The following is a 21286-nucleotide window of genomic DNA, read 5'->3' on the forward strand; positions in this document are numbered from 1 at the left end:
ATGTATGAACCATACTGAAACCGTAGCGCGGATTTCATATGGAAAGTGAGGCATCATGCATGAAGGCAACCGGTATCGTCCGCAGAATCGATGACTTAGGAAGAGTGGTCATCCCGAAAGAGATTAGACGAACACTTCGGATACGAGAAGGAGATCCACTCGAAATTTTTACAGACCGTGATGGGGAAGTTATTTTGAAGAAATATTCCCCGATCTCAGAGCTTGGGCAGTTTGCAGTAGAATATGCAGAAACCCTATATCAAACACTCGGTACTCCGACGCTTATCAGTGATCGGGATGAAGTGATTGCTGTAGCGGGACTTGCGAAAAAAGACTACATGAACCGTCAAATCTCTGCCGATGCAGAAGAAATGTTAACAAAGCGTACAATGATCACTGAAAAGATGGAGAAAACCGTTGAATGGGTTCCGGGACAAATGGAACAAGTAAAATCGTATTGTGTTACTCCGATTGTCGTAAACGGTGATACGATTGGAGCCATTTACCTTCTATCGAAAGTCCATTTCATTGGTGAAGCAGAACAGAAAACTGCAGAAACCGCAGCTCTGTTTTTGTCCAAACAAATGGAACAGTAACGCACCTGCACAACCTGAGAACATCGGGATGTGCAGGTTTTTTTGTGCGTATCGTGTCATGCTGTCGTTTCAGGCTTCGAATGGTATAATGGACACCATCTACAAGACGAAAGAGGATTCAGTATGGCAGCATCAGAATGGAATATGAAAACATTCATGAAAGGTGCCTCGATCTTAACGATATCTGCACTGATTGTGAAACTGCTTGGGGCTGTCTATCGCGTACCTTTTCAAAACTTGGTCGGGGACAAGGGGTTTTATATTTACCAACAAGTGTATCCTTTTATCGGGATATTCATTATCTGGACAACATATGGAGCAGCCGTTGCAATCTCCAAGTTACTGGCGAGTACACAACTTCCAGAAGAACGGCGTGCCATTTTAAAGTTATCTTTTGTATATTTAGGTGTACTGAGTATTATTGCTTTCATTACTCTCTCTATAGGAGCGTCCTGGATAGCCTCTTTGATGGGAGATCCTGAGTTAGCGCCCCTGTTACAAACTGGCGCGTATGTACTGCTCATCATGCCGTTTCTAGCGGTATATAAAGGAACTTTTCAATCCCGTGGAGAAATGGTACCGATAGCAGTTTCCGGTGTCGGAGAGCAAGGAATCCGTGTTGCGATTATTCTTATCGGCACGTGGATAGCGGTTCAATCAGGCGCATCGCTATACGAAACTGGAACGATAGCCGTTTGGGGAGCAGTCATCGGCCAAACAGCTGGTGTTGTGCTGCTTTATTTATGGAGTCGCAAGTCGATGAAGGCGCCAGCTATTGCATTTCCTATAGATAAACGAAGAATAATTAAAGAGCTCACGCTGATCAGCTTAAGTGTCAGTGCGAGCTCACTTATTTTACTGCTGTATCAGATGGTGGATGCATTTACGATTTTGAATTTATTGACAAATTCTGGTGTTCATGAAGAAGTTGCCATGACAGCAAAAGGTGTTTACGATCGTGGGCAACCCCTTGTTCAGCTCGGTAGCCTCATTGCTACAACACTTGCAATGGCAATCGTTCCGCTCATTTCATACCATACAACGATTTCTGGCGGGCGCAGTGCATGGCCATTTGTCCGATTGACTTTCCGTGTTGCAATTTTATTCGGGTGGGCAGCAGCAGTAGGACTTGCAGCTCTGTTACCGCAAGTAAATGTGTTGTTATTTGAAACGAACGAAGGATCACTTGCACTAGCTGTGTTTTGCGTTCAGATATTCTGGCTGTCGCTTGTGTTGCCATTATGTGCAATTTTGCAAGGGGCGGGATTAGGAAAAGTACCAGCATGGTTACTACTTGTTGGGCTTGTTGTGAAGATCATCGCGAACGTTCTGCTCGTTCCCCTATATGGAATAACGGGGGCTGCATTCGCTGGAAACATTGGATTTGCTGTGACTGCAGCAGTGCTAATCGTCTACTTTAAACGTATGTGGCCAGAGCGGCTAGCCCCCGGACGTTTTTACGGTTGGATTTTACTCGCAACGGTTGCCATGGTTGGTGTGGTTGAGTTGTGGTTATGGATTAGCAGCACTTTCACACAAGGTGAAAATTCGAGGATTGCTGCGGCACTGTCTGCATTTCCTGCAGTGGTGTTAGGGGCGACGGTATTCCTTATAATTATTATGAAGTCTCGTGTCCTCGCAGAAAAGGATTGGTACTTGCTACCGTTCGGGAAACGATTGGCACGAGTACAATTATTATTGACGAAAAAGAGAAGGTGATGGCATGTATCCAATTACGATTGTAGGACTTGGTTCAGGTGAACTGGATCAGCTGTCCGTGGGAGTTTATCGGAAACTAAAGGCTGCGCAGACACTCGTTGTTCGCACAGATCAGCATCCAGCTGTGGACGAATTGAAGGCAGAAGGCGTACAAATGACGAGTTTTGACAGTGTGTATGAGTCTCAAGATGCGTTTGAAGTTGTTTATGACGAAATCGTTGCGCAGTTACTAGTGATGGCAAAAGAAAAGCCAGTAACTTATGCAGTGCCTGGTCATCCGCTTGTTGCGGAGCGTACGGTTCAATTGCTCATTGAGCAGGAAAAAGAGGGACAGGCTGTACTCGACATTGCAGGAGGGAATAGCTTCCTAGATCCAATATTTGCTGCACTTCGAATTGATCCGATTGAAGGCTTTCAATTAGTAGATGGCACTGAATTGAAACAAGACGATATACAGATGCGTCAGCACGTGCTGATCGGCCAAGTGTATGATGCGTTTGTTGCCTCTGATGTAAAGTTAACGCTGCTTGAAAAGTATGCTGTGGACCATCCAGTTACGATTGTAACCGCTGCCGGCACGTCTGCCGAGGAAGTGCGTACCGTGCCACTTGTTGAACTGGACCGGGAAACACGCATCGATAATTTAACGACCGTTTATGTGCCACCTGTTGTTGAACAGACGGATCGATTGAAAGAATGGCAGACATTCCGCGAGATTATCGCAAAATTACGGAGTCCTGAAGGATGTCCGTGGGATCGTGAGCAGACACACGAATCGTTGAAGCGATTCATGATCGAAGAAGCACATGAAGTGTTGGACGCGATCGACCGTGAAGACGATAACGACCTAATTGAAGAATTAGGGGATGTATTGCTACAAGTATTCTTGCATGCGCAAATCGGCGAGGATGATGGATACTTCACGATAGAGGACATTTTGCAGGCGGTTGGGGAAAAGATGATTCGTAGACACCCGCACGTCTTTGGAGAAACAGACGTGGTGGATGCAGATGAGGTCTTGAAAAACTGGCAAGACATTAAAAGTGAAGAGAAGCCGAAGAAGAATTCATTGCTAGAGGGACAAGCGTTGTCCAGTTCGTCTCTTCTCACGTCTTTCAATTACCAGAAAGCCGCTGCGCGAGTCGGGTTTGACTGGCCGGATGTTGATGGTGCTTTCGATAAGTTTGAAGAGGAGTGGCAAGAATTCAAAGACGAAGTGGTAAGCGGAACTCAGGACTCGCGGACGGACGAGCTAGGGGATGTCTTTTTCACACTTGTGAACATCGCACGATTCTTAAAGTTGTCTCCAGAAGAAGCAATGCAACACGCCAATCAGAAATTTAATAATCGTTTTTCTTATATTGAGCGTTCAGTAGCAACAGGTCGTGGGTCATTTGACGATTATACGGTGGATGAACTTGAAGAATTTTGGCAACAAGCAAAACGACTAGGGGGGAAACTAGAATGAGACTCGATAAATTTTTAAAGGTGTCAAGGTTAATCAAACGTAGAACTCTTGCGAAACAAGTAGCTGACCAAGGTCGGATTACAATTGATGGTAAAGTAGCGAAAGCATCGTCGGACGTTGCACCGGGGAATGAACTTGCGATTCGCTTCGGCCAAAAGATTGTTACAGTTAAGGTAAACGAGTTGAAGGCATCTACGAAAAAAGAAGATGCGGCGATGATGTATACGATTGTGAAAGAAGAAAAACTGGAAAAAGTGGATCCAGAGTTTGTGGATGACGAAGATTAATTGGACATGACAGGAAACTTTCCTGTCATGTTTTTTGTTGTACGTGCATAGGATGGCAGTGTACAAATCAGACAGGGGGACAGACTATGCAAACTCAAACTGAAAGCCCAGCTTACACAATTCCATCCGGTGATCACGTTGTGACCATGCGGAACCGTAAACGAATGGATCTTACATCTGTTAAAACGATCGACCGGTTTGACCAGGAAGAGTTCTTAGTCCGCACGTCGCAAGGGATGCTTACCATTAAAGGAGAAGAATTACGCATCGTTCACTTGGATGTGGACAAGGGACTTCTCACACTCGAAGGCTCTGTTGCCACGCTTCAATACGATGAAGAAGAGACGGGTTCACGTAATTTCCTCCATAAATTGTTCGGATGAGCATATCCGCGCAGTTTGTGAGCTTACTTGCAATGATTGGAACAGGAATCATCGCAGGTGCATTCATGGATATGCTTGGAACGGGTATTGCCAATACAGGGAAAGCGTCCATTATTCGCAGAAGAGCCATTTGGCTTGAAACAGTTGGGTGGTTACTTTCCGGATGCTTTGCATTTGCTGTATTGTTCGTCTTTCGAGATGGGGCGTGGCGGATGTACGACCCGCTCGCCCAGCTGTCGGGATTGTTGTTGTATGCAACAGTATTCCACAAACCTTTTAGACTCCTTGGGAGAATTATTATTGTCTTGCTCATCCGTCCGATCCTATTCGTTTTTCGGATGATTTTCTGGTTCATCAGATATATATTGCGAGTGTTTCGTGCAATTATTTTGCTTCTATCCCAGCCCTTTCGGTTCATCTATCATAGATTTTTCAGATATCACTTCAAAAAAAAGCCAAAGTAACGTATACTAGATAATTATGATATCTGTAAAATTGTAATTGAGGGGATGTGCAGTAGATGGAGCAAAAGGGTAGGAAGTTCACTTCCTCATCGGTTGCATCGATTGAAACTGAATATGTCCGCTCCATGCAACGAAAAGAGGACTGGCGACGCAAGCAAAAGAAGCGGCTTAAAGTAAAGCTACTCTTTTTTGCAATGATTGTTGTGGTCACATTCGGAGGCATTGCGAGCTACAATCACCAACAGAAAACATTGTTGGCCTCAAAACAACAAGAAAAACAGGAACTGGTTGAACAGCTAGCTGTAAAAACTAGTGAGCGAGAACAACTCAAGAAACAGTTGTTGAAACTGGATGACGAAGAGTACATTGCAAAGCTTGCACGTAAGGAATACTTCGTTTCGAACAAGGATGAAATCATCTTCTCTCTTCCAGAAGGGAAGAAAAAATTAAACAAAAAAGACGACGGAAAAGAGTAGTCTTATTGACACTCTTTTTTTGTTGGATATAATGAAAGTAGGAATCTTGCGCAGGCAAGACCCGTAAAAACGGTTGCTAGGCTTCTGAAATGGGAGCCCGCTTAAATTCTAAGGAGGAGCATTTTTTTTATGTCAATTGAAGTAGGCAGCAAGCTAGAGGGTAAAGTGACAGGGATTACAAATTTTGGGGCATTCGTTGAATTGCCGACCGGCGTAACAGGACTCGTCCACATCAGTGAAGTGGCAGACAACTACGTCAAAGATATTAATGACCATTTAAAAGTTGGCGACATGGTTGAAGTGAAAGTCATGAACGTCGGTTCTGATGGCAAGATTGGTTTGTCGATCCGGAAGGCAAAGCCGGAATCGGAACAACGGCCGCAGCGCCCGCAGCGACCGTCACGTCCTCGTCAGGGAGGGGGACGTCCTCCTGAACGTCCGGAGAATTTCGAAACAAAAATGGCGAAATTCATGAAGGACAGCGAGGAACGTCTAACAACACTGAAGCGAGCAACTGAGTCAAAACGCGGAGGACGCGGAGCACGCAGAGGCTAAAAGTGCTTTAGAACGGTTGGAAACGACCCTTTTGAGCTGTTTCAATGCAGGAAAAAATGTCTTATAGATAAAAGCTGAGGATGCGCGTTCTGTGCACTCAGCTTTTTTGTTGGCTTAAAAATGGGGGACTGCTGGATTTGATGGAGGATCCAATACTTGTTGGATTCGATTGTTGGTGCAAAGGGGTGTTCTTGAAAAACAAGCGAAGCGCTACCAATTAATGTATTAAATCGATTGAATCGTGTTCAGTTTTCGAGAAATTTCACGTTGTGTCGGAGAAATTCATAGATGTGATTGAGAAACTTTCCTTTCTGATAAAGAAATCTTTCTTAGTGTCGGGCAATTCCACAGGACTGAACGAGAAAGTTACCAGGTGCATGATGGAATTTTCTTTATGAGTGGAAAGCAAAGTTTATGATCACAATTCGAGAGTTATGAGCAGAAAGCAGAGTTTATGATCCCAAATCGAGAATTATGAGCAGAAAGCAAAATTTATGATCCCAAATCGAGGTTTATGAGCAGAAAGCAAAATTTATGATCCCAAATCGAGGTTTATGAGCGGAAAGCAAAGTTTATGATCCCAAATCGAGAATTATGAGCAGAAAGCAAAATTTATGATCCCAATTCGAGAGTTATGAGCAGAAAGCAGAGTTTATGATCACAATTCAAGGTTTATGAGCGGAATCCAAAGTTTATAATCACGTGCCCAGATTTATGAGCACCCCCCACACCAGACCCCATAAGCACAAAAAAGGACTTGTCCAAGTGGACAAGTCCTTTCCAAAACATTTTTGTATGGCGGCAGAGGGGATCGAACCCCCGACCTCACGGGTATGAACCGTACGCTCTAGCCAGCTGAGCTACGCCGCCGTATTAGGATGCGTCAACATGTTGTTCACGACCTTATTCATCATACAGATTATTTATCAATCTGTCAACGGTTTCTAAAAAATTTGTGTGGTTTAGAAAGTTGTTCTTAGTTATCGTCGTCCACTTACTTATCTTTCCCTATTGAAAACATCCCCGTAAACCGTCGAAATGTTTTTAGGACCAGGTGTCAGAAACAGACAAATTATTAGACAACGGGCCTGTATACTAACGGCAATAGGTCATAGGGGGAATGAGATGATGAAGATGATCAGTAGTAATACAGAGAGATCACTGTGGCAACAAGCTCAAGGTGTAGTAGGGTCAATCTTACAACGAAAAGTACACTTGCTGACAACGTTTCTATTCACGATTGGATCGTTCTTTCTATCACAAGCCGTGTTGTTTGACGCGGCGGTACCATTTTTCTTACCTGTTTGGGCCCTAGCAACGATGCGCTATCCTAAGTATATGTTACCTGTTTTCATCGGGGGAATCAGTGGAAGTTTGTTCGTCGGTTTGGGACAATCCATTATTTTCATTTTGCAATTGCTTTTATTTAACTTAGTTATTCGACATCCGTTTACGCGAAAGTCCATACCACTTACCGTCGCAGGTACCGTTATTTTCACGCAAGTGTTTTGGCAACTGATTATGTATGCAGGACAACCACCGCTCACCGTACAGGTTGCGATTGGATTTGAAGCATTGCTTGCCTTACTTATGACAGTCTTTCTTTTTATAGCATTTCCGCAAGTGGATAAGTTACTGTATACACCATGGCGAGCAGAGCAACTTGGAGCAGCGTGTATCGTAGCTGCTATGGCAACAACGGGCATGAACAATCTGGTTATTGGGTATATTTCAGTCCCGGGGTTGTTACTGTATACAGCTATTTTGATTGCAGCTCTTGCTGGCGGCGTGTTATTTTCAACAACAATCGCCATGCTGATTGCTGCGATTACAGGGATGGCAGAACTGTCATTCACCGGCATGATGACGGTTTACGGAATGACGGGATTCGCAGCTGGGTCTATGAAGGGATTCGGAAAGCTAGGTGTCGCAACAGGAGGCATGTTTGCGTCTGTCTTTTTCTTATTATATGACTTGACCTTGCCTCTTGATGAAACACATTTTGCGACAATAGGTGCCGCGACACTCCTATTTCTTCTTATTCCGTCGAAACGACTCGCCTCCGTTCGCGAAGTACTCGTTCCAGAGCAACAGGATTTATCCGAAAAACGTCAGCAATGGCTGGCGCGTCGGTTGGATGAACAACTCACGGACTTCCAACAATTCGCCTCCTTTATGTCGACAATGGTGAATGATCAGTTCCCTGTTCAAGAATCGCGTCAACTGGAACAAGTACAAGAAACGCCGAGTGCATGTCGATCTTGTTTCCGCTACTCTAAATGCTGGGCATCAGAGGATGACAGTATTCCGAATTTGCTGTCTGAGTGGGAGTCGACGTATTCTGCTACGAAAAAAGCAGCACGTCATAGAGTGGAAGAGAAAATCAGATACAAGTGTGTACGTCATACGGGATTGCTCGAAGAATTGGAAGAGCGTGGTGCAGACCGGTTGCTGATGGGACAATTACAACACGGAAGAAAAATGCTCGCTTTACAGCTGCGGGATATGAGTACACATTTAGAAAATATGATGAATGAAATTAAAGAAGATGTGACGATTTATCGCCCATCTGAAGAAGAACTCGGGAAGAATTTGCGGGCGCAGGATATCGATTTCTTCCAAATCGACATATTGTCCGAAGAAAAAGGAGCCATGCGTATTGTGTGTTCCATTCCAGAAAGACGATCCTCTTTTGAAACAGATACCACCGTTGCAGAAAGGCTTATTCTACCGATTCTTGAAGAGATGTATCAGGAACCATTCCAAGTTGAAAAGGCACTTATGCGAGATCAGCCATTCGCCCATTTGCAGCTAACATTTACATCAGCAGTTCGTTTTTCGATGCAGTATGGTGTCGTTGCAACCGCAGGAGGAGGTTCGTTTTACGCGGGAGATGCGTATGAGGTGTTCCCGATCCATGATGGGTTAACCGCAGTGTTGCTATCAGATGGGATGGGACAAGATATGAATGCCTACTATGAAAGTCAGAAAGTCATCCGATTGATGCGCGAATGTTTGGACCGTAAAATGGGACCTGAGACAGCGATGCATACGCTCCATTACATGATGGCGTTAAACGGCTTGGATGATATGTATGCGACGCTTGACTTGGCGCTTGTCGATTTACAGGATGGGAGACTGTGGTCGTGGAAAGCGGGCTCTATGAGTACTTACATTAAAAGGGGAGAAGAGTTTTTGCGTGTAGATAGTAAAGCAGTTCCATTCGGTTTTTTACCATCATTCACAGTAGAAGCAAAGAACGAAGAGTTGAAGTCGGGGGATATTATTGTGATGATGACGGATGGAATGTTTAACGGGGACGTCCTATTAGAACAGCAGGAGAAGACATTATGTCAAACTCTTTCACACCATGCGAATCTCGAGTGTGATGCGCTAGCAGATCGGATTATGGGGGAAATGGAACGTAAATATAAAACGACAGCAGATGATCGTACCGTGTTAGTCATGAAAATAGACCATATTGTTCCAAGGTGGTCGAGTGTGAAAGTACGCACACCCTCACTATTTCGTCAAAAAGTGGTAGGATGAAGATAGAAAATGGCGGAGGTGGTTAAGATGAAGGATAACCTATACAAAAAAGTTCTGGACTTCATCCGCCAGGAACGTATGTTGAGTAAAGGTGACCGAGTACTAATTGCGTGCTCAGGAGGAGTCGACTCGGTCGCTCTGTTACATTTTTTAAGCTCGCAACGCGAGAGCCTGGAGATCGAAATAGGGGCCATCCATGTCGATCACTGTCTTCGAGGAGAGGAATCTGCACTTGATGGTACAGTTGTTCGTAAACTCTGTGATAGTCTTCGAGTACCGTTTTACGGAACTACCTTACCGGTACCAGATTTACTGGAAGCGCATGGGGGCAACGTTCAAGAAGTTTGCCGCACGGGACGCTATGCGTTATTTGAAGAAACAATGAAAAACAAAGAATTTACTGTTCTTGCGGTTGCTCATCACGCAGAAGACCAACTAGAAACGATTTTAATGCAACTTGCTAAAGGAAAAAGACCACAAGGAATGCCTATTTCCCGTTCTTTCGGTGAGGGAAATCTCATTCGGCCATTTTTGTCGCTTATGAAAAAAGACTTGTATGAGTATGCTGAATTACAAAAGCTACCTTTTCGAGAAGATCCAAGCAATGAAAAAGATGAGTATACCCGAAATCGGTACCGTCATCACATCGTCCCTGTATTGTTAGCTGAAAATCTCACGACCGCTGAGAATTCTGTACGCATGGCGGCAGCACTTCAAGAAGATGATGAGTTTTTGGAAAGACTGGCAAAAGAACAGCTAGAAGGCCTTCTAACCTTTACGGATAAAGGGGTGCCTGTTATCCATTCAGCTGCATTCCGTACCATGCACCCGGCTTTACAAAAGAGGGCAGTTCCTCTACTATTAAAGTATCTTTACAATGGGGAAACTATACCTGCAATCTACAATGTCGACTTGTTGAATCAGCTCATTCGTCAGCTCTCTACTGACACGGGAAGTGCGTCAATTAGCCTTCCGGAAAAGTGGTCGCTACAAAGAGAATATGGTGTTTCTACGTTTGTTTGTGAGAAAGAAGAGCCGATGAACCAAATCGTCCCATTTCCACCAAACGAATGGGTTCAATGGGGACAGATGAGATTACGTTGGTGCAAGTCCTCGGCTGTTGAACCAGCCACGCTAGAAGGTGTGACCGACTGGCGATATTTCCAATCGGAAGAAGGGGATTTACCTGCCGGAATTCGATCTAGACGTTCTGGAGACCGGATCCGATTACGTGGAATGGAGCACCCTAAACGGTTGAGTCGTCTGCTGATTGATGAAAAAGTAAAACAATCGGTACGAGACAGACTTCCTGTCGTCGTATCTGAGCAGGGTGATATCTGTGCAATTCCTGGCGTGCGATACAGCGAATCATTTACTAAACAAACGTCTGCTGATCAGGCGTACATACTGATGATGGTTTGGCAGCAATAACAGCAACTGCTGACATTTGTACAGACCTACACACTTTTAGGAGGAATTTTTTCATGTTGGAAAAAGATATTCAAGAAGTTCTGATTTCTGAAGAACAGTTACAAGAAAAGGTTGCAGAACTTGGAAAGCAGTTAACAGAGGAATACCAAGATAAGTTTCCGCTTGCAATTGGTGTGCTGAAAGGCGCTTTGCCGTTCATGAGCGATCTTATTAAACGGTTCGATGCATACATAGAACTCGATTTCATGGATGTTTCTAGCTACGGGAATGCAACAGTCTCTTCAGGTGAAGTTAAAATTATCAAAGACTTGAACGCAAGTGTAGAAGGTCGTGACATTTTGATCGTAGAAGATATTATCGACAGTGGAAAGACGCTTAAGTATTTAGTAGAACTGTTTAAGTATCGTAAAGCAAAATCGATTAAGATTGTAACTCTTCTTGACAAGCCAACGGGCCGGAAAGTTGACTTGAAAGCAGATATGGTAGGTTTTGAAGTGCCGGATGCTTTTGTTGTTGGTTACGGACTAGATTACGCAGAAAAATATCGTAATCTCCCATATATCGGTGTCTTGAAAAAAGAAATTTACACAACATAAATGCTTTTTGAACCCTTTAGAGAAAGAGCATTATAAGACTTTTTTCTTAAGGCATTTTCTTTGTGATTCAAATTGCATATGTGATAAGATTGTCAATAGTTTTCTGTTGAAGAAATGAGGAGGCTTGGGATGAATCGAATATTTCGATACTTTCTATTATATGGGCTGATTTTTCTAGCGATCATGGGAATCTTCAGTTCGCTGAACAATCCAAACCCAAAGATGGAAAAGATCCGTTATGACGAATTTCTCACAGCATTAGAACAAGGGAAAGTGGAATCTGTCGAAATTCAACCTGTCCAACTAGTATTAGAAGTTAAAGGACAAATGAAAAACGCGAAAAAAGATGAAACCTTCACAACAAATGTTCCGATGAATGATGAGATGACTATGAACGATATTCGTGATCTTGCAAAGGCAAAGAACGCGAAAGTAGAAATTTTACCAGCGCCAGAAGCAAGTGCATGGGTTTCATTCTTCACCGGCCTAGTGCCGTTTATCATTATCATCATCTTGTTCTTCTTCTTGTTGAACCAAGCTCAAGGTGGCGGTGGTGGCGGTAAGGTTATGAATTTCGGGAAAAGCAAAGCGAAATTGCATACCGATGACCGCAAGAAAGTTCGATTTACAGATGTAGCGGGTGCGGACGAAGAGAAACAGGAACTGGTCGAGGTCGTCGACTTCCTGAAGGATCCTCGTAAATTCGCTGCCGTTGGTGCACGTATTCCTAAAGGTATCCTTCTTGTAGGACCTCCAGGTACAGGTAAAACTTTGCTGGCTCGTGCAGTTGCTGGTGAAGCAGGCGTCCCATTCTTCTCGATTTCAGGTTCTGATTTCGTTGAAATGTTTGTCGGTGTCGGTGCTTCCCGTGTTCGTGACTTGTTTGAAAATGCAAAGAAAAATGCACCATGTATCATCTTCATCGATGAGATCGATGCTGTAGGACGTCAACGTGGCGCGGGCCTTGGTGGCGGACACGATGAGCGTGAACAGACGTTGAACCAGTTGCTTGTTGAGATGGATGGTTTTGGTGAAAACGAAGGAATCATCATCGTAGCAGCAACAAACCGTCCGGATATTCTAGATCCAGCATTACTACGTCCAGGTCGTTTTGACCGTCAAATCACTGTTGGCCGTCCGGATGTTAAGGGCCGTGAAGCAGTACTTAAAGTACATGCTCGCAATAAGCCGCTTGACGAAACGGTCAACTTGAAAGCACTAGCTCAACGGACACCAGGTTTCTCGGGTGCAGATCTAGAGAACTTGCTGAACGAAGCAGCGCTCGTTGCAGCTAGACGCAACAAAACAACAATTGATATGTCGGACATCGACGAAGCGACAGACCGTGTTATTGCAGGTACTGCGAAAACGAGTCGGGTCATTTCTGAGAAAGAACGTAATATTGTTGCGAACCACGAGGCAGGTCACGTTGTCGTCGGTTTAATGCTTGACGATGCAGACATTGTGCACAAAGTTACAATCGTACCTCGCGGGCAAGCAGGCGGTTATGCCGTGATGCTTCCGAAAGAAGATCGTTACTTCATGACGAAACCAGAACTTCTGGATAAGATTGCAGGACTTCTAGGTGGACGTGTTTCTGAAGAGATCGTACTTGGCGAAGTATCTACAGGTGCCCACAATGACTTCCAGCGGGCAACTGGCATAGCACGCTCCATGGTGACGGAATATGGAATGAGCGATAAGCTCGGACCGATGCAGTTTGGTCAAGCGCAAGGTGGAAACGTCTTCCTAGGCCGTGACTTCAATTCCGAACAAAACTATTCGGACTCAATCGCTTATGAAATTGACCAGGAGATGCAGTCAATTATTAAAAGTGAGTATGAGCGCGCAAAACGAATTCTTACTGAAAATCGTAGTTTGCTCGATTTGATTGCGAAGACACTTCTAGAAGTTGAAACGCTCGATGCAGAACAAATCAATCACTTGAAAGACCACGGTACACTTCCGGACCGCCCTTATGAGCGTAAAGAAGTTGGCGAAGGTGCTGATAGTGATGCAAATCCTGATGTTACTGGAGCACCAGCAGATCCTTCTGTAGGTGATTTACCAAGTGACGAAGGAACAAACGAGCCACTAGATTCGATTGACGAAAAACGAAGAGACTAATAATAATCAGCTGACTGTCCGTGAAAAGACAGTCAGCTGTTTTTTTTGAAATGATATGTGGTATGATGTGAGGGAAAAAAGACTATTGAGGTTAGTGAGGAATCAGTCATGCTCTTAGTTTTAGATACAGGTAATACGAATATTGTGCTCGGTGTCTATGAAGGTACTGAATTAAAGCATCATTGGCGGATGGAGACATATCGTCAAAAAACAGAAGATGAATATGCAATGCAAGTGAAAGCGTTATTTACACACGTAGGACTCGAGTTTGCGGATATAACAGGCATTATTATTTCTTCAGTCGTACCTCCTGTAATGTTCCCTCTCGAACAGATGTGCAAAAAGTATTTTAATCAGGAACCAGTCATTGTTGGTCCTGGGGTAAAAACAGGACTCAATATTAAATATGAAAACCCACGTGAAGTGGGAGCAGACCGGATTGTCAATGCAGTAGCAGCGATTAGTGAGTATGGAAGTCCACTCATAATTGTCGATTTCGGTACTGCGACTACGTATTGCTACGTGAACGAACATGCAGAATACATGGGCGGCGCAATTGCTCCAGGCATTAACATCTCGATGGAAGCGCTATTTGACCGTGCTTCTAAATTGCCGCGCGTGGAATTGACACGACCTGAACACGTCGTTGGGAAGAATACAGTGTCTGCGATGCAGGCGGGTATCCTATACGGCTATGTCGGACAAGTCGAAGGACTTGTGGGGCGGATGAAGGCCGAAAGTAAGAAAGTACCTACTGTTATCGCAACAGGAGGACTTGCTCCTCTAATTGGTAAAGAGACAGATGTTATCGATGTTGTGGATGACTATCTCACATTAAAAGGACTAAAACTAATCTATGAACGTAACCAGCAAGGAGAGAATGGTAAATGAATGATTATCTTATAAAAGCACTAGCGTTTGACGGCACAATTCGTGCATATGCGGTTAGAACTACAGAAGCGGTAGGTGAAATGCAACGTCGCCACTATTCATGGCCGACTGCAACTGCCGCGATTGGTCGTACGATGTCAGCAACAGTCATGATGGGCGCTATGATGAAAGGCGAAGACAAGTTGACAGTGAAGTTGGATGGAGGCGGACCTCTTGGGGCGATTGTGACGGATGCGGATGCTCAAGGACATATCCGTGGATACGCGCATAATCCTCAAACACATTTTGACTTGAATGCCCAAGGAAAGTTAGATGTTCGTCGTGCGGTCGGAACAGAAGGGATGCTCACTGTTGTGAAGGATCTTGGTTTGCGGGAGATGTTTACCGGTCAAACTCCTATCATATCTGGAGAAGTAGCAGAAGATTTCACGCAGTACTTTGTTGTTTCAGAACAAGTGCCTTCCGCTGTTGCGCTGGGTGTTCTTGTTAATCCTGATAATACAGTAAAAGCTTCAGGTGGATTCATCCTCCAAGTGATGCCGGGTGCTACAGACGAAACCATTACAGAATTGGAGCAGCGAATCAGTCAGATGGAACCGATTTCTAAAATGATTGACCGTGGTCTGACGCCTGAACAAGTTTTAGAAGAGGTTCTTGGGAAGGAAAATGTCCGAGTCGTCGACCAAATGGAGGTCAGCTTTGACTGTAATTGCTCGAAAGAACGTTTTGGGACAGCGATAAAGAGCTTAGGTGAAGAGGAAATCCTTACAATGATGAACGAGGATGGCCAGGCTGAGGCAGAATGTCATTTCTGTCTGGAAAAGTACGTCTATTCAAAAGAAGAGTTAAAGGACTTTGTCGATGAAATCCGGTCTGGATCGTAATCGGGGAGGGAACGAACCTCCGAAGCGTCGGCTAAAAGCCAAACCACTCGTTATGCTGATTGCGATTTTAGCGCTAGGGAATCTGTTGTGGTTCATCGGTTGGCTCATTCCGGACAAAGCAGAAAGCCCATTTCAAGCAGGTGAAGAAGTGGCATCTGTTGCTGGGGAGCCGATTACGCGAGAAGAATGGATGACCGCGATGGAACAAAAGGTCGGTCGTGAAGTGCTACTGGACCTGGTAAATGACAGAGTCATGGAAACCGCTGCGAAAGAGTACAAAATCGACGTTTCTGAGGAAGACATTGACCGTGAATTGGCATTGCTCTCTTCTCTTGACGGTAAAGCGTATACAGGACTGGATGCCGATCAAATGCGTAGAAAAGTACGTTCTGAACTCATTTTGAACCGCGTGTTAACGAAGGATATTGTAATTGAGGATAAAGCGGTGAAAGCGTATTATGAGAAGAATGAAGAACAGTTCGAAATTCCGACCGCTTACCGGACTTCTTTACTTGTTGCATCCACAGAATCAGATGCGAAACAGGCACTCGAGGAATTGAAAGATGGGTCTAGTTTTGACGTTCTCGCCAAAGAACGTTCTATCGATTCGTCCTCTGCTTCTATTGGAGGCGATCTTGGGTACATTAGCAGCCGGACGGAAGAAGTTGACCAATCGATTCTGCAAACAGCGAAGAAGTTAAAAGATGATGGTGTGAGTGATGTATTTAAACTTGAAGAAGGCTCGTATGCGATTATTCAAGTGCATGACATTCTAAAAGGTCGTTCGTTTAAGTTCAAAGAAGTTAAAGAACATATACGTAGTGAACTAGCTCTGCAACAGCTTTCCCAATCGGTGACACCGGAAACATTTTGGAAAGAATTCGATACACACTGGTTTTATGGAAAGTAAAAGCTTCGCTCTTGTAGCGGAGCTTTTTGCTGTTTTGAGTTGATTGGTTTGATTTGACAGATGGCACAATTCTTCTGTAAACTGAATACATTATAAAACCTACCTATTAACTAAGGATTGGAGTGTTGGAAATGAAGAAAGTGGGAAACTCTGTTGCGGATTTAGTCGGTCAAACGCCGTTGGTAAAGTTGAATCGCCTTGTGGGACCTAATGATGCTGACGTCTATTTGAAACTGGAATACTTCAACCCGGGCTCCAGTGTGAAAGATCGTATTGCACTCGCGATGATTGAAGCGGCTGAAAAGTCAGGGGAACTACAAGAGGGCGGTACCCTGATTGAACCAACGAGTGGGAACACAGGAATTGGGCTTGCAATGATTGCGGCTGCTAAAGGTTATAAAGCGGTGCTCGTGATGCCGGATACGATGAGTTTAGAACGGAGAAACTTATTACGCGCATACGGCGCTGATCTGATTTTGACACCAGGCTCTGAAGGAATGAAAGGTGCCATTTCGAAAGCCGAACAATTGGCGAAGGAAAACGGATGGTTTCTCCCGCAACAATTTAACAATGAGGCGAATCCGGAAGTTCATCGACTCACAACAGGACCTGAAATTGCAGATGCACTAGATAGAGTTGATGCATTCGTTTCTGCAGTCGGCACGGGTGGCACAATTACTGGCGTTGGTAGCGTCTTAAAAGAACGCTTCCCAGATGTTAAGATCATTGCAGTAGAGCCGACAGATTCTCCCGTACTTTCAGGAGGGCAGCCAGGACCACATAAAATCCAGGGAATTGGCGCAGGGTTCGTTCCTGAAGTGCTCGATACCGAAATCTATGATGAAATCACACAAGTGACAAATGACGAATCTTACGAATATGCGCGCAAGATGGCTAAAGAAGAAGGAATCTTAGGCGGGGTTTCATCGGGGGCGGCTGTGTTTGCGGCACTGAAAGCTGCGAAAGAACTGGGAAAAGGAAAAATCGTCGTTGCGATTTTGGCTTCGAATGGCGAGCGATACTTGAGCACACCGCTCTATCAGTTTGAAGAAGAGTAATGAAGAGACGAGAGGGAGCGTAATTGCTTCCTCTTTTTTATATCGTTCCAGTAGGAAAATGAGAGAGTAACCGGTAAACTGATACAAAAAGCTGTCTTAGAGATGAACGGCAAGGAAAGAAGTGTGCGCAGTGGAATTGGATTATGCAAAAGCACCGTACCGGTTGGGTGGGACGGACATCGATTTTTCAAAAGAAACGATTGTTATGGGAATATTGAATGTAACCCCGGATTCGTTTTCTGATGGCGGGCAATATAGCCAAACGGATGCGGCGCTTCGTCGCGCAACAGAAATGATGAAGGATGGTGCAAAAATTATTGACATTGGCGGGGAATCTACACGACCTGGACATACGCCAGTTTCGTTAGAGGAAGAACTAGAACGTACGATTCCTGTCGTCGAAGTGCTAGCGAAGGAACTGGACTGTGCAATTTCGATTGATACATATAAAGCAACTGTTGCTGAGGAGGCGATGAAAGCGGGTGCTCATATCATTAATGATGTATGGGGAGCGAAGCGTGAGCCGCGGATTGCAGAAGTTGCAAACCAATACGGGGCACCAATCATTTTGATGCACAACCGGGAACAGGCTATCTATGAAGGTGACTTTGGGGATGAATTACTTGCTGATATCCAAGAGAGTATTGCGATTGCGCGGAATGCAGGGGTAGCGGACCGCAATATTTGGTTGGATCCGGGAATCGGATTTGCAAAAAATATTCACGAAAACATAGAAGCGATGCAAAGCTTGGATCAATTATCGGAGCTAGGGTATCCCGTGCTGCTAGGGACGTCTAAAAAGTCGTTGATTGGAAAAGTGCTAGACTTGCCTGTTGATGAACGAATGGAAGGGACGGGAGCAACCGTTTGCTATGGAATCGAACATGGGTGTCATATTGTACGCGTCCATGATGTGAAAGCAATTGCTCGAATGGTCCGGATGATGGATGTGCTTACGAGAAAACAGAAATTTACAATCTAGGGGGAAGACAAATGGATTTCATACATTTAAACGAAATGCAGTTTTACGGCTATCACGGTGCACTACCGGAAGAAACGGTTTTGGGACAACGGTTTACTGTGTCGGTATCGATGGCTGTCGATTTGGCTGAGGCGGGAACAAATGATGATTTATCCAAAACTGTGAACTATGCGGAAGCTTATTCAGTTGTTCAGTCTATTGTGGAAGGGGAACCTGTTAAACTCATTGAAGCGGTTGCGGAGCAGATTGCTGGAAAATTACTTTCCGATTACAAGGACCAAGTTTTTGGGGTTCGCGTGCTGGTCGTGAAACCAGATCCTCCGATTCCGGGACATTATGCTTCTGTGTCAGTAGAGATTGAACGAGGTCGGTTGTCATGAATACAGCATTTTTGTCCGTTGGGACGAACATGGGAGATCGTGAAACGTATTTAAGGTCGGCGATTACTTCCCTGCGGGCGACGGAAGGGATTGAATTGATTGAAAGATCTTCAATCTATGAAACCGCGCCGGTAGGGGTTACCGATCAAGCGGACTTTCTAAATATAGTTGTCCGTTTAACAACCACGCTTGCACCGCTTGAACTGCTTGCGGTCTGTCAACGAATTGAGCAGGAGTTGGGCAGGGAGCGGACGATTCGTTGGGGTCCTAGGACGGCGGATCTTGATATTTTGCTATATAATGACGACGCGATTGAATCAGAAACGCTTTCTGTCCCTCATCCTCGGATGCGGGAGCGAGCTTTTGTGTTAATCCCTTTAACGGAACTGGCTCCAGAGTGTACAGATCCGGTTACGGGACGTCAATTTCGAGATGAGCCTGCAATTCAAGAAGGTGGGGTAGTATTGTGGGGAGCAATAGAGAAGGACGGGACTGGTGATGAAGAATTCGTGTAAAATGCGAATCGATCGAGGGGCGAATGTGCGTTCTTGTTGGGTGGCATACAAGTGCGGCGTAAACCGTAAGTCCATTAACCAACTGAACCTTCGCTGATGGATGATTGGAGTATCGAATCACTTCTCGGGTGAAATGACGGAGTGTTGGTGGGCAATATGGGGAAGCGTTATGGAACGGATTTTTAAAGCCGCTAACCCAGCGGCTTTTTTTACATGATGAAATTGTGTACAATAAGGTTATAATAGGCGGATAGCGCATTAGAATTTAGAGGAGTGAACAGGATGTCGAATATAGAAGAGTTGAACGACCAACGTCAAGTGAGACGCCAGAAGATGGAAGAGATACGTAACAGTGGATTGGATCCATTTGGTGCGCGGTTTGAGCGTACTCATTTATCAAACGAGTTAACAGAAGCATATAGCGAACTATCTAAAGAAGAGTTAGACGAAAACCCGCACGTTGTTAAAATTGCCGGACGTATAATGACGAAGCGTGGTAAGGGGAAGGCTGGATTTGCACATATCCAGGATCTCGGAGGCCAGATTCAAATTTACGTACGTCAAGATGCAATTGGAGAAGATGCATATAAGCTCTTCACAATGGCTGATTTAGGAGATATTGTGGGAATCGAAGGAACGGTATTCAAAACAAAAGTTGGGGAACTCTCTATTAAAGTGACAGAGTTCACGTTTTTATCAAAAGCACTCCGACCGCTTCCTGAAAAGTTTCATGGATTACAAGATATTGAGCAGCGCTACCGTCAGCGCTACTTAGATTTGATCTCTACTGAAGGTAGTAAAGAGACGTTCATCTTACGTAGCCGTATCATTCAGTCTATGCGTCGCTATTTGGATGGACAAGGTTTCTTGGAAGTAGAGACACCGATGCTGCATTCAATTGCAGGTGGTGCATCTGCCCGTCCATTTATCACTCACCACAACACATTAGATATGACGTTATATATGCGAATTGCGATTGAGTTGCACTTGAAACGTCTGATTGTTGGCGGATTAGAAAAAGTATATGAAATTGGTCGTGTGTTCAGAAACGAAGGGATCTCTACGCGTCACAACCCTGAGTTTACGATGATTGAACTGTATGAAGCTTATGCGGACTATAACGACATCATGGCATTAACGGAGAATATGATTGCTCACATCGCTGAAGAAGTGCTAGGTACTTCGAAAGTACAATATGGAGAAGACATCATTGATTTGTCTCCGGGTTGGAAACGTCTACACATGGCGGATGCGGTTAAGGAGTATACAGGTGTAGACTTCTGGAGAGAAATGACGAAAGACGAAGCGCATGCACTTGCTAAGGAACATGGCGTGGAAGTACAGCCGACGATGGAAGTAGGACATGTACTAAATGAATTCTTTGAGCAAAAAGTGGAAGAGCAACTTGTGCAGCCGACGTTTGTCTATGGACACCCCGTTGAAATTTCACCACTTGCGAAGAAGAATCCTGAAGACGGTCGCTTTACAGATCGATTTGAGTTGTTTATTGTACGCCGTGAACACGCAAATGCTTTTACTGAGCTCAATGATCCGATTGACCAACGTCAACGTTTCGAAGCACAACTTGTGGAAAAAGAACAAGGTAATGACGAAGCGCATGAAATGGATGACGACTTCATTGAAGCATTAGAGTATGGTCTTCCACCAACAGGCGGACTAGGAATAGGTATTGACCGTCTTGTCATGCTCTTAACAAACGCTCAGTCAATCCGCGATGTATTGCTATTCCCACAAATGCGTTCTAAAGACTAAGTGTCAATGGAAGAGTGTATCTCGCTTGTTGAGATACACTCTTTTTTATTTGAGAATAAAGTACTTGCTTTAGTTTTCTATGCGTGGTATATTTGAACACGTTGCTTTTGACATAACTATTTATGTACTACAACTTAAGCGAAAGAAACTTTTAAAAAGTTCTTGACGCGGATTATACAGCGTGGTATTATATAAAAGTTGCCAAAACAACTTGGACGCAAAACAGAAACACTATGAACCTT

General features: G+C 44.5%; 20 protein-coding genes and 1 tRNA gene. 20 read left to right on the top strand and 1 reads right to left on the bottom strand.

Translation table 11 applies throughout. The annotated features are described in order from the left end of the window. Positions 1-59: 59 nt before the first annotated feature. From spoVT to N693_RS0105040, 8 genes are all read left to right on the top strand, one after another. A complete protein-coding gene (gene spoVT / locus N693_RS0105005) occupies positions 60-596 on the top strand; it encodes a stage V sporulation protein T (RefSeq protein ID WP_025783709.1) in 537 nt (178 codons plus the stop codon). Positions 597-719: 123 nt separating this feature from the next. Further along, the gene (locus N693_RS0105010) at positions 720-2315 is read left to right on the top strand and encodes a polysaccharide biosynthesis protein (RefSeq protein WP_025783710.1); all 1596 of its coding nucleotides are present in this window, start codon (positions 720-722) and stop codon (positions 2313-2315) included. 4 nt (positions 2316-2319) lie between these two features. Then, on the top strand, positions 2320-3783 hold the full coding sequence (mazG, locus tag N693_RS0105015; protein WP_025783711.1) for a nucleoside triphosphate pyrophosphohydrolase: 1464 nt from the start codon (positions 2320-2322) through the stop codon (positions 3781-3783). Continuing rightward, the gene (locus N693_RS0105020; RefSeq protein ID WP_025783712.1) at positions 3780-4070 is read left to right on the top strand and encodes an RNA-binding S4 domain-containing protein; all 291 of its coding nucleotides are present in this window, start codon (positions 3780-3782) and stop codon (positions 4068-4070) included. The genes mazG and N693_RS0105020 overlap by 4 nt, the downstream gene beginning before the upstream one ends. Before the next feature lie 86 nt (positions 4071-4156). After that, the gene (gene yabP, locus N693_RS0105025; protein WP_025783713.1) at positions 4157-4453 is read left to right on the top strand and encodes a sporulation protein YabP; all 297 of its coding nucleotides are present in this window, start codon (positions 4157-4159) and stop codon (positions 4451-4453) included. Beyond that, entirely contained in the window at positions 4450-4917 is a 468-nt protein-coding gene (gene yabQ / locus N693_RS0105030) for a spore cortex biosynthesis protein YabQ (protein WP_025783714.1), read from the top strand. The genes yabP and yabQ overlap by 4 nt, the downstream gene beginning before the upstream one ends. A 56-nt stretch (positions 4918-4973) precedes the next feature. Continuing rightward, on the top strand, positions 4974-5393 hold the full coding sequence (locus N693_RS0105035; RefSeq protein WP_025783715.1) for a septum formation initiator family protein: 420 nt from the start codon (positions 4974-4976) through the stop codon (positions 5391-5393). A gap of 129 nt (positions 5394-5522) precedes the next feature. Continuing rightward, the gene (locus N693_RS0105040; protein WP_025783716.1) at positions 5523-5948 is read left to right on the top strand and encodes a S1 domain-containing RNA-binding protein; all 426 of its coding nucleotides are present in this window, start codon (positions 5523-5525) and stop codon (positions 5946-5948) included. A gap of 796 nt (positions 5949-6744) precedes the next feature. On the opposite strand, the gene N693_RS0105045 is transcribed toward N693_RS0105040, so the two are convergent. Beyond that, a tRNA-Met gene (locus N693_RS0105045) sits at positions 6745-6818 on the bottom strand. Positions 6819-7073: 255 nt separating this feature from the next. Between N693_RS0105045 and N693_RS0105050 the strand changes: the two genes are divergently transcribed. From N693_RS0105050 to lysS, 12 genes are all read left to right on the top strand, one after another. Further along, positions 7074-9497, top strand: coding sequence for a SpoIIE family protein phosphatase (locus tag N693_RS0105050; RefSeq protein ID WP_253271156.1), 2424 nt, complete (start codon positions 7074-7076; stop codon positions 9495-9497). Between the two features lie 27 nt (positions 9498-9524). After that, the gene (tilS, locus tag N693_RS0105055; RefSeq protein WP_025783718.1) at positions 9525-10928 is read left to right on the top strand and encodes a tRNA lysidine(34) synthetase TilS; all 1404 of its coding nucleotides are present in this window, start codon (positions 9525-9527) and stop codon (positions 10926-10928) included. Between the two features lie 53 nt (positions 10929-10981). Beyond that, positions 10982-11524, top strand: a complete 543-nt coding sequence (gene hpt / locus N693_RS0105060; protein WP_025783719.1) for a hypoxanthine phosphoribosyltransferase — start codon at positions 10982-10984, stop codon at positions 11522-11524. 129 nt (positions 11525-11653) lie between these two features. After that, the gene (ftsH, locus tag N693_RS0105065; protein ID WP_025783720.1) at positions 11654-13651 is read left to right on the top strand and encodes an ATP-dependent zinc metalloprotease FtsH; all 1998 of its coding nucleotides are present in this window, start codon (positions 11654-11656) and stop codon (positions 13649-13651) included. A 108-nt stretch (positions 13652-13759) separates the two neighbouring features. Continuing rightward, on the top strand, positions 13760-14542 hold the full coding sequence (locus N693_RS0105070; protein ID WP_025783721.1) for a type III pantothenate kinase: 783 nt from the start codon (positions 13760-13762) through the stop codon (positions 14540-14542). Then, positions 14539-15426 carry an Hsp33 family molecular chaperone HslO gene (hslO, locus tag N693_RS0105075; protein WP_025783722.1) on the top strand — a complete coding sequence of 296 codons (888 nt, stop codon included), beginning with the start codon at positions 14539-14541 and terminating at the stop codon, positions 15424-15426. The genes N693_RS0105070 and hslO overlap by 4 nt, the downstream gene beginning before the upstream one ends. Next, positions 15404-16336: a peptidyl-prolyl cis-trans isomerase gene (locus N693_RS0105080; protein ID WP_025783723.1), complete on the top strand. Its 933-nt coding sequence runs from the start codon at positions 15404-15406 to the stop codon at positions 16334-16336. The genes hslO and N693_RS0105080 overlap by 23 nt, the downstream gene beginning before the upstream one ends. A gap of 131 nt (positions 16337-16467) precedes the next feature. Beyond that, the gene (cysK, locus tag N693_RS0105085; protein WP_025783724.1) at positions 16468-17394 is read left to right on the top strand and encodes a cysteine synthase A; all 927 of its coding nucleotides are present in this window, start codon (positions 16468-16470) and stop codon (positions 17392-17394) included. 130 nt (positions 17395-17524) lie between these two features. Next, complete coding sequence (gene folP / locus N693_RS0105090; protein ID WP_025783725.1) at positions 17525-18376, top strand: dihydropteroate synthase; 852 nt, start codon at positions 17525-17527, stop codon at positions 18374-18376. Positions 18377-18387: 11 nt separating this feature from the next. After that, positions 18388-18756, top strand: coding sequence for a dihydroneopterin aldolase (gene folB, locus N693_RS0105095; protein WP_025783726.1), 369 nt, complete (start codon positions 18388-18390; stop codon positions 18754-18756). Beyond that, the gene (folK, locus tag N693_RS0105100) at positions 18753-19271 is read left to right on the top strand and encodes a 2-amino-4-hydroxy-6-hydroxymethyldihydropteridine diphosphokinase (protein ID WP_025783727.1); all 519 of its coding nucleotides are present in this window, start codon (positions 18753-18755) and stop codon (positions 19269-19271) included. Before folB ends, folK begins: the two co-directional genes overlap by 4 nt. A 282-nt stretch (positions 19272-19553) precedes the next feature. Next, positions 19554-21044 carry a lysine--tRNA ligase gene (gene lysS / locus N693_RS0105105; RefSeq protein WP_025783728.1) on the top strand — a complete coding sequence of 497 codons (1491 nt, stop codon included), beginning with the start codon at positions 19554-19556 and terminating at the stop codon, positions 21042-21044. The last annotated feature ends 242 nt before the right edge of the window (positions 21045-21286 follow it).

This window comes from Sporosarcina sp. D27 (assembly GCF_000586555.1).
Lineage (GTDB): Bacteria > Bacillota > Bacilli > Bacillales_A > Planococcaceae > Sporosarcina.

Coding starts and splice junctions, on each gene's coding strand:
- N693_RS0105070 (WP_025783721.1), top strand. CDS start 13,760: ATGCTCTTAGTTTTAGATACAGGTAATACGAATATTGTGCTCGGTGTC.
- N693_RS0105035 (WP_025783715.1), top strand. CDS start 4,974: ATGGAGCAAAAGGGTAGGAAGTTCACTTCCTCATCGGTTGCATCGATT.
- folK (WP_025783727.1), top strand. CDS start 18,753: ATGAATACAGCATTTTTGTCCGTTGGGACGAACATGGGAGATCGTGAA.
- N693_RS0105050 (WP_253271156.1), top strand. CDS start 7,074: ATGATGAAGATGATCAGTAGTAATACAGAGAGATCACTGTGGCAACAA.
- ftsH (WP_025783720.1), top strand. CDS start 11,654: ATGAATCGAATATTTCGATACTTTCTATTATATGGGCTGATTTTTCTA.
- hpt (WP_025783719.1), top strand. CDS start 10,982: ATGTTGGAAAAAGATATTCAAGAAGTTCTGATTTCTGAAGAACAGTTA.
- N693_RS0105010 (WP_025783710.1), top strand. CDS start 720: ATGGCAGCATCAGAATGGAATATGAAAACATTCATGAAAGGTGCCTCG.
- spoVT (WP_025783709.1), top strand. CDS start 60: ATGAAGGCAACCGGTATCGTCCGCAGAATCGATGACTTAGGAAGAGTG.
- N693_RS0105080 (WP_025783723.1), top strand. CDS start 15,404: ATGAAATCCGGTCTGGATCGTAATCGGGGAGGGAACGAACCTCCGAAG.
- N693_RS0105040 (WP_025783716.1), top strand. CDS start 5,523: ATGTCAATTGAAGTAGGCAGCAAGCTAGAGGGTAAAGTGACAGGGATT.
- tilS (WP_025783718.1), top strand. CDS start 9,525: ATGAAGGATAACCTATACAAAAAAGTTCTGGACTTCATCCGCCAGGAA.
- yabQ (WP_025783714.1), top strand. CDS start 4,450: ATGAGCATATCCGCGCAGTTTGTGAGCTTACTTGCAATGATTGGAACA.
- cysK (WP_025783724.1), top strand. CDS start 16,468: ATGAAGAAAGTGGGAAACTCTGTTGCGGATTTAGTCGGTCAAACGCCG.
- mazG (WP_025783711.1), top strand. CDS start 2,320: ATGTATCCAATTACGATTGTAGGACTTGGTTCAGGTGAACTGGATCAG.
- yabP (WP_025783713.1), top strand. CDS start 4,157: ATGCAAACTCAAACTGAAAGCCCAGCTTACACAATTCCATCCGGTGAT.
- hslO (WP_025783722.1), top strand. CDS start 14,539: ATGAATGATTATCTTATAAAAGCACTAGCGTTTGACGGCACAATTCGT.
- lysS (WP_025783728.1), top strand. CDS start 19,554: ATGTCGAATATAGAAGAGTTGAACGACCAACGTCAAGTGAGACGCCAG.
- folB (WP_025783726.1), top strand. CDS start 18,388: ATGGATTTCATACATTTAAACGAAATGCAGTTTTACGGCTATCACGGT.
- N693_RS0105020 (WP_025783712.1), top strand. CDS start 3,780: ATGAGACTCGATAAATTTTTAAAGGTGTCAAGGTTAATCAAACGTAGA.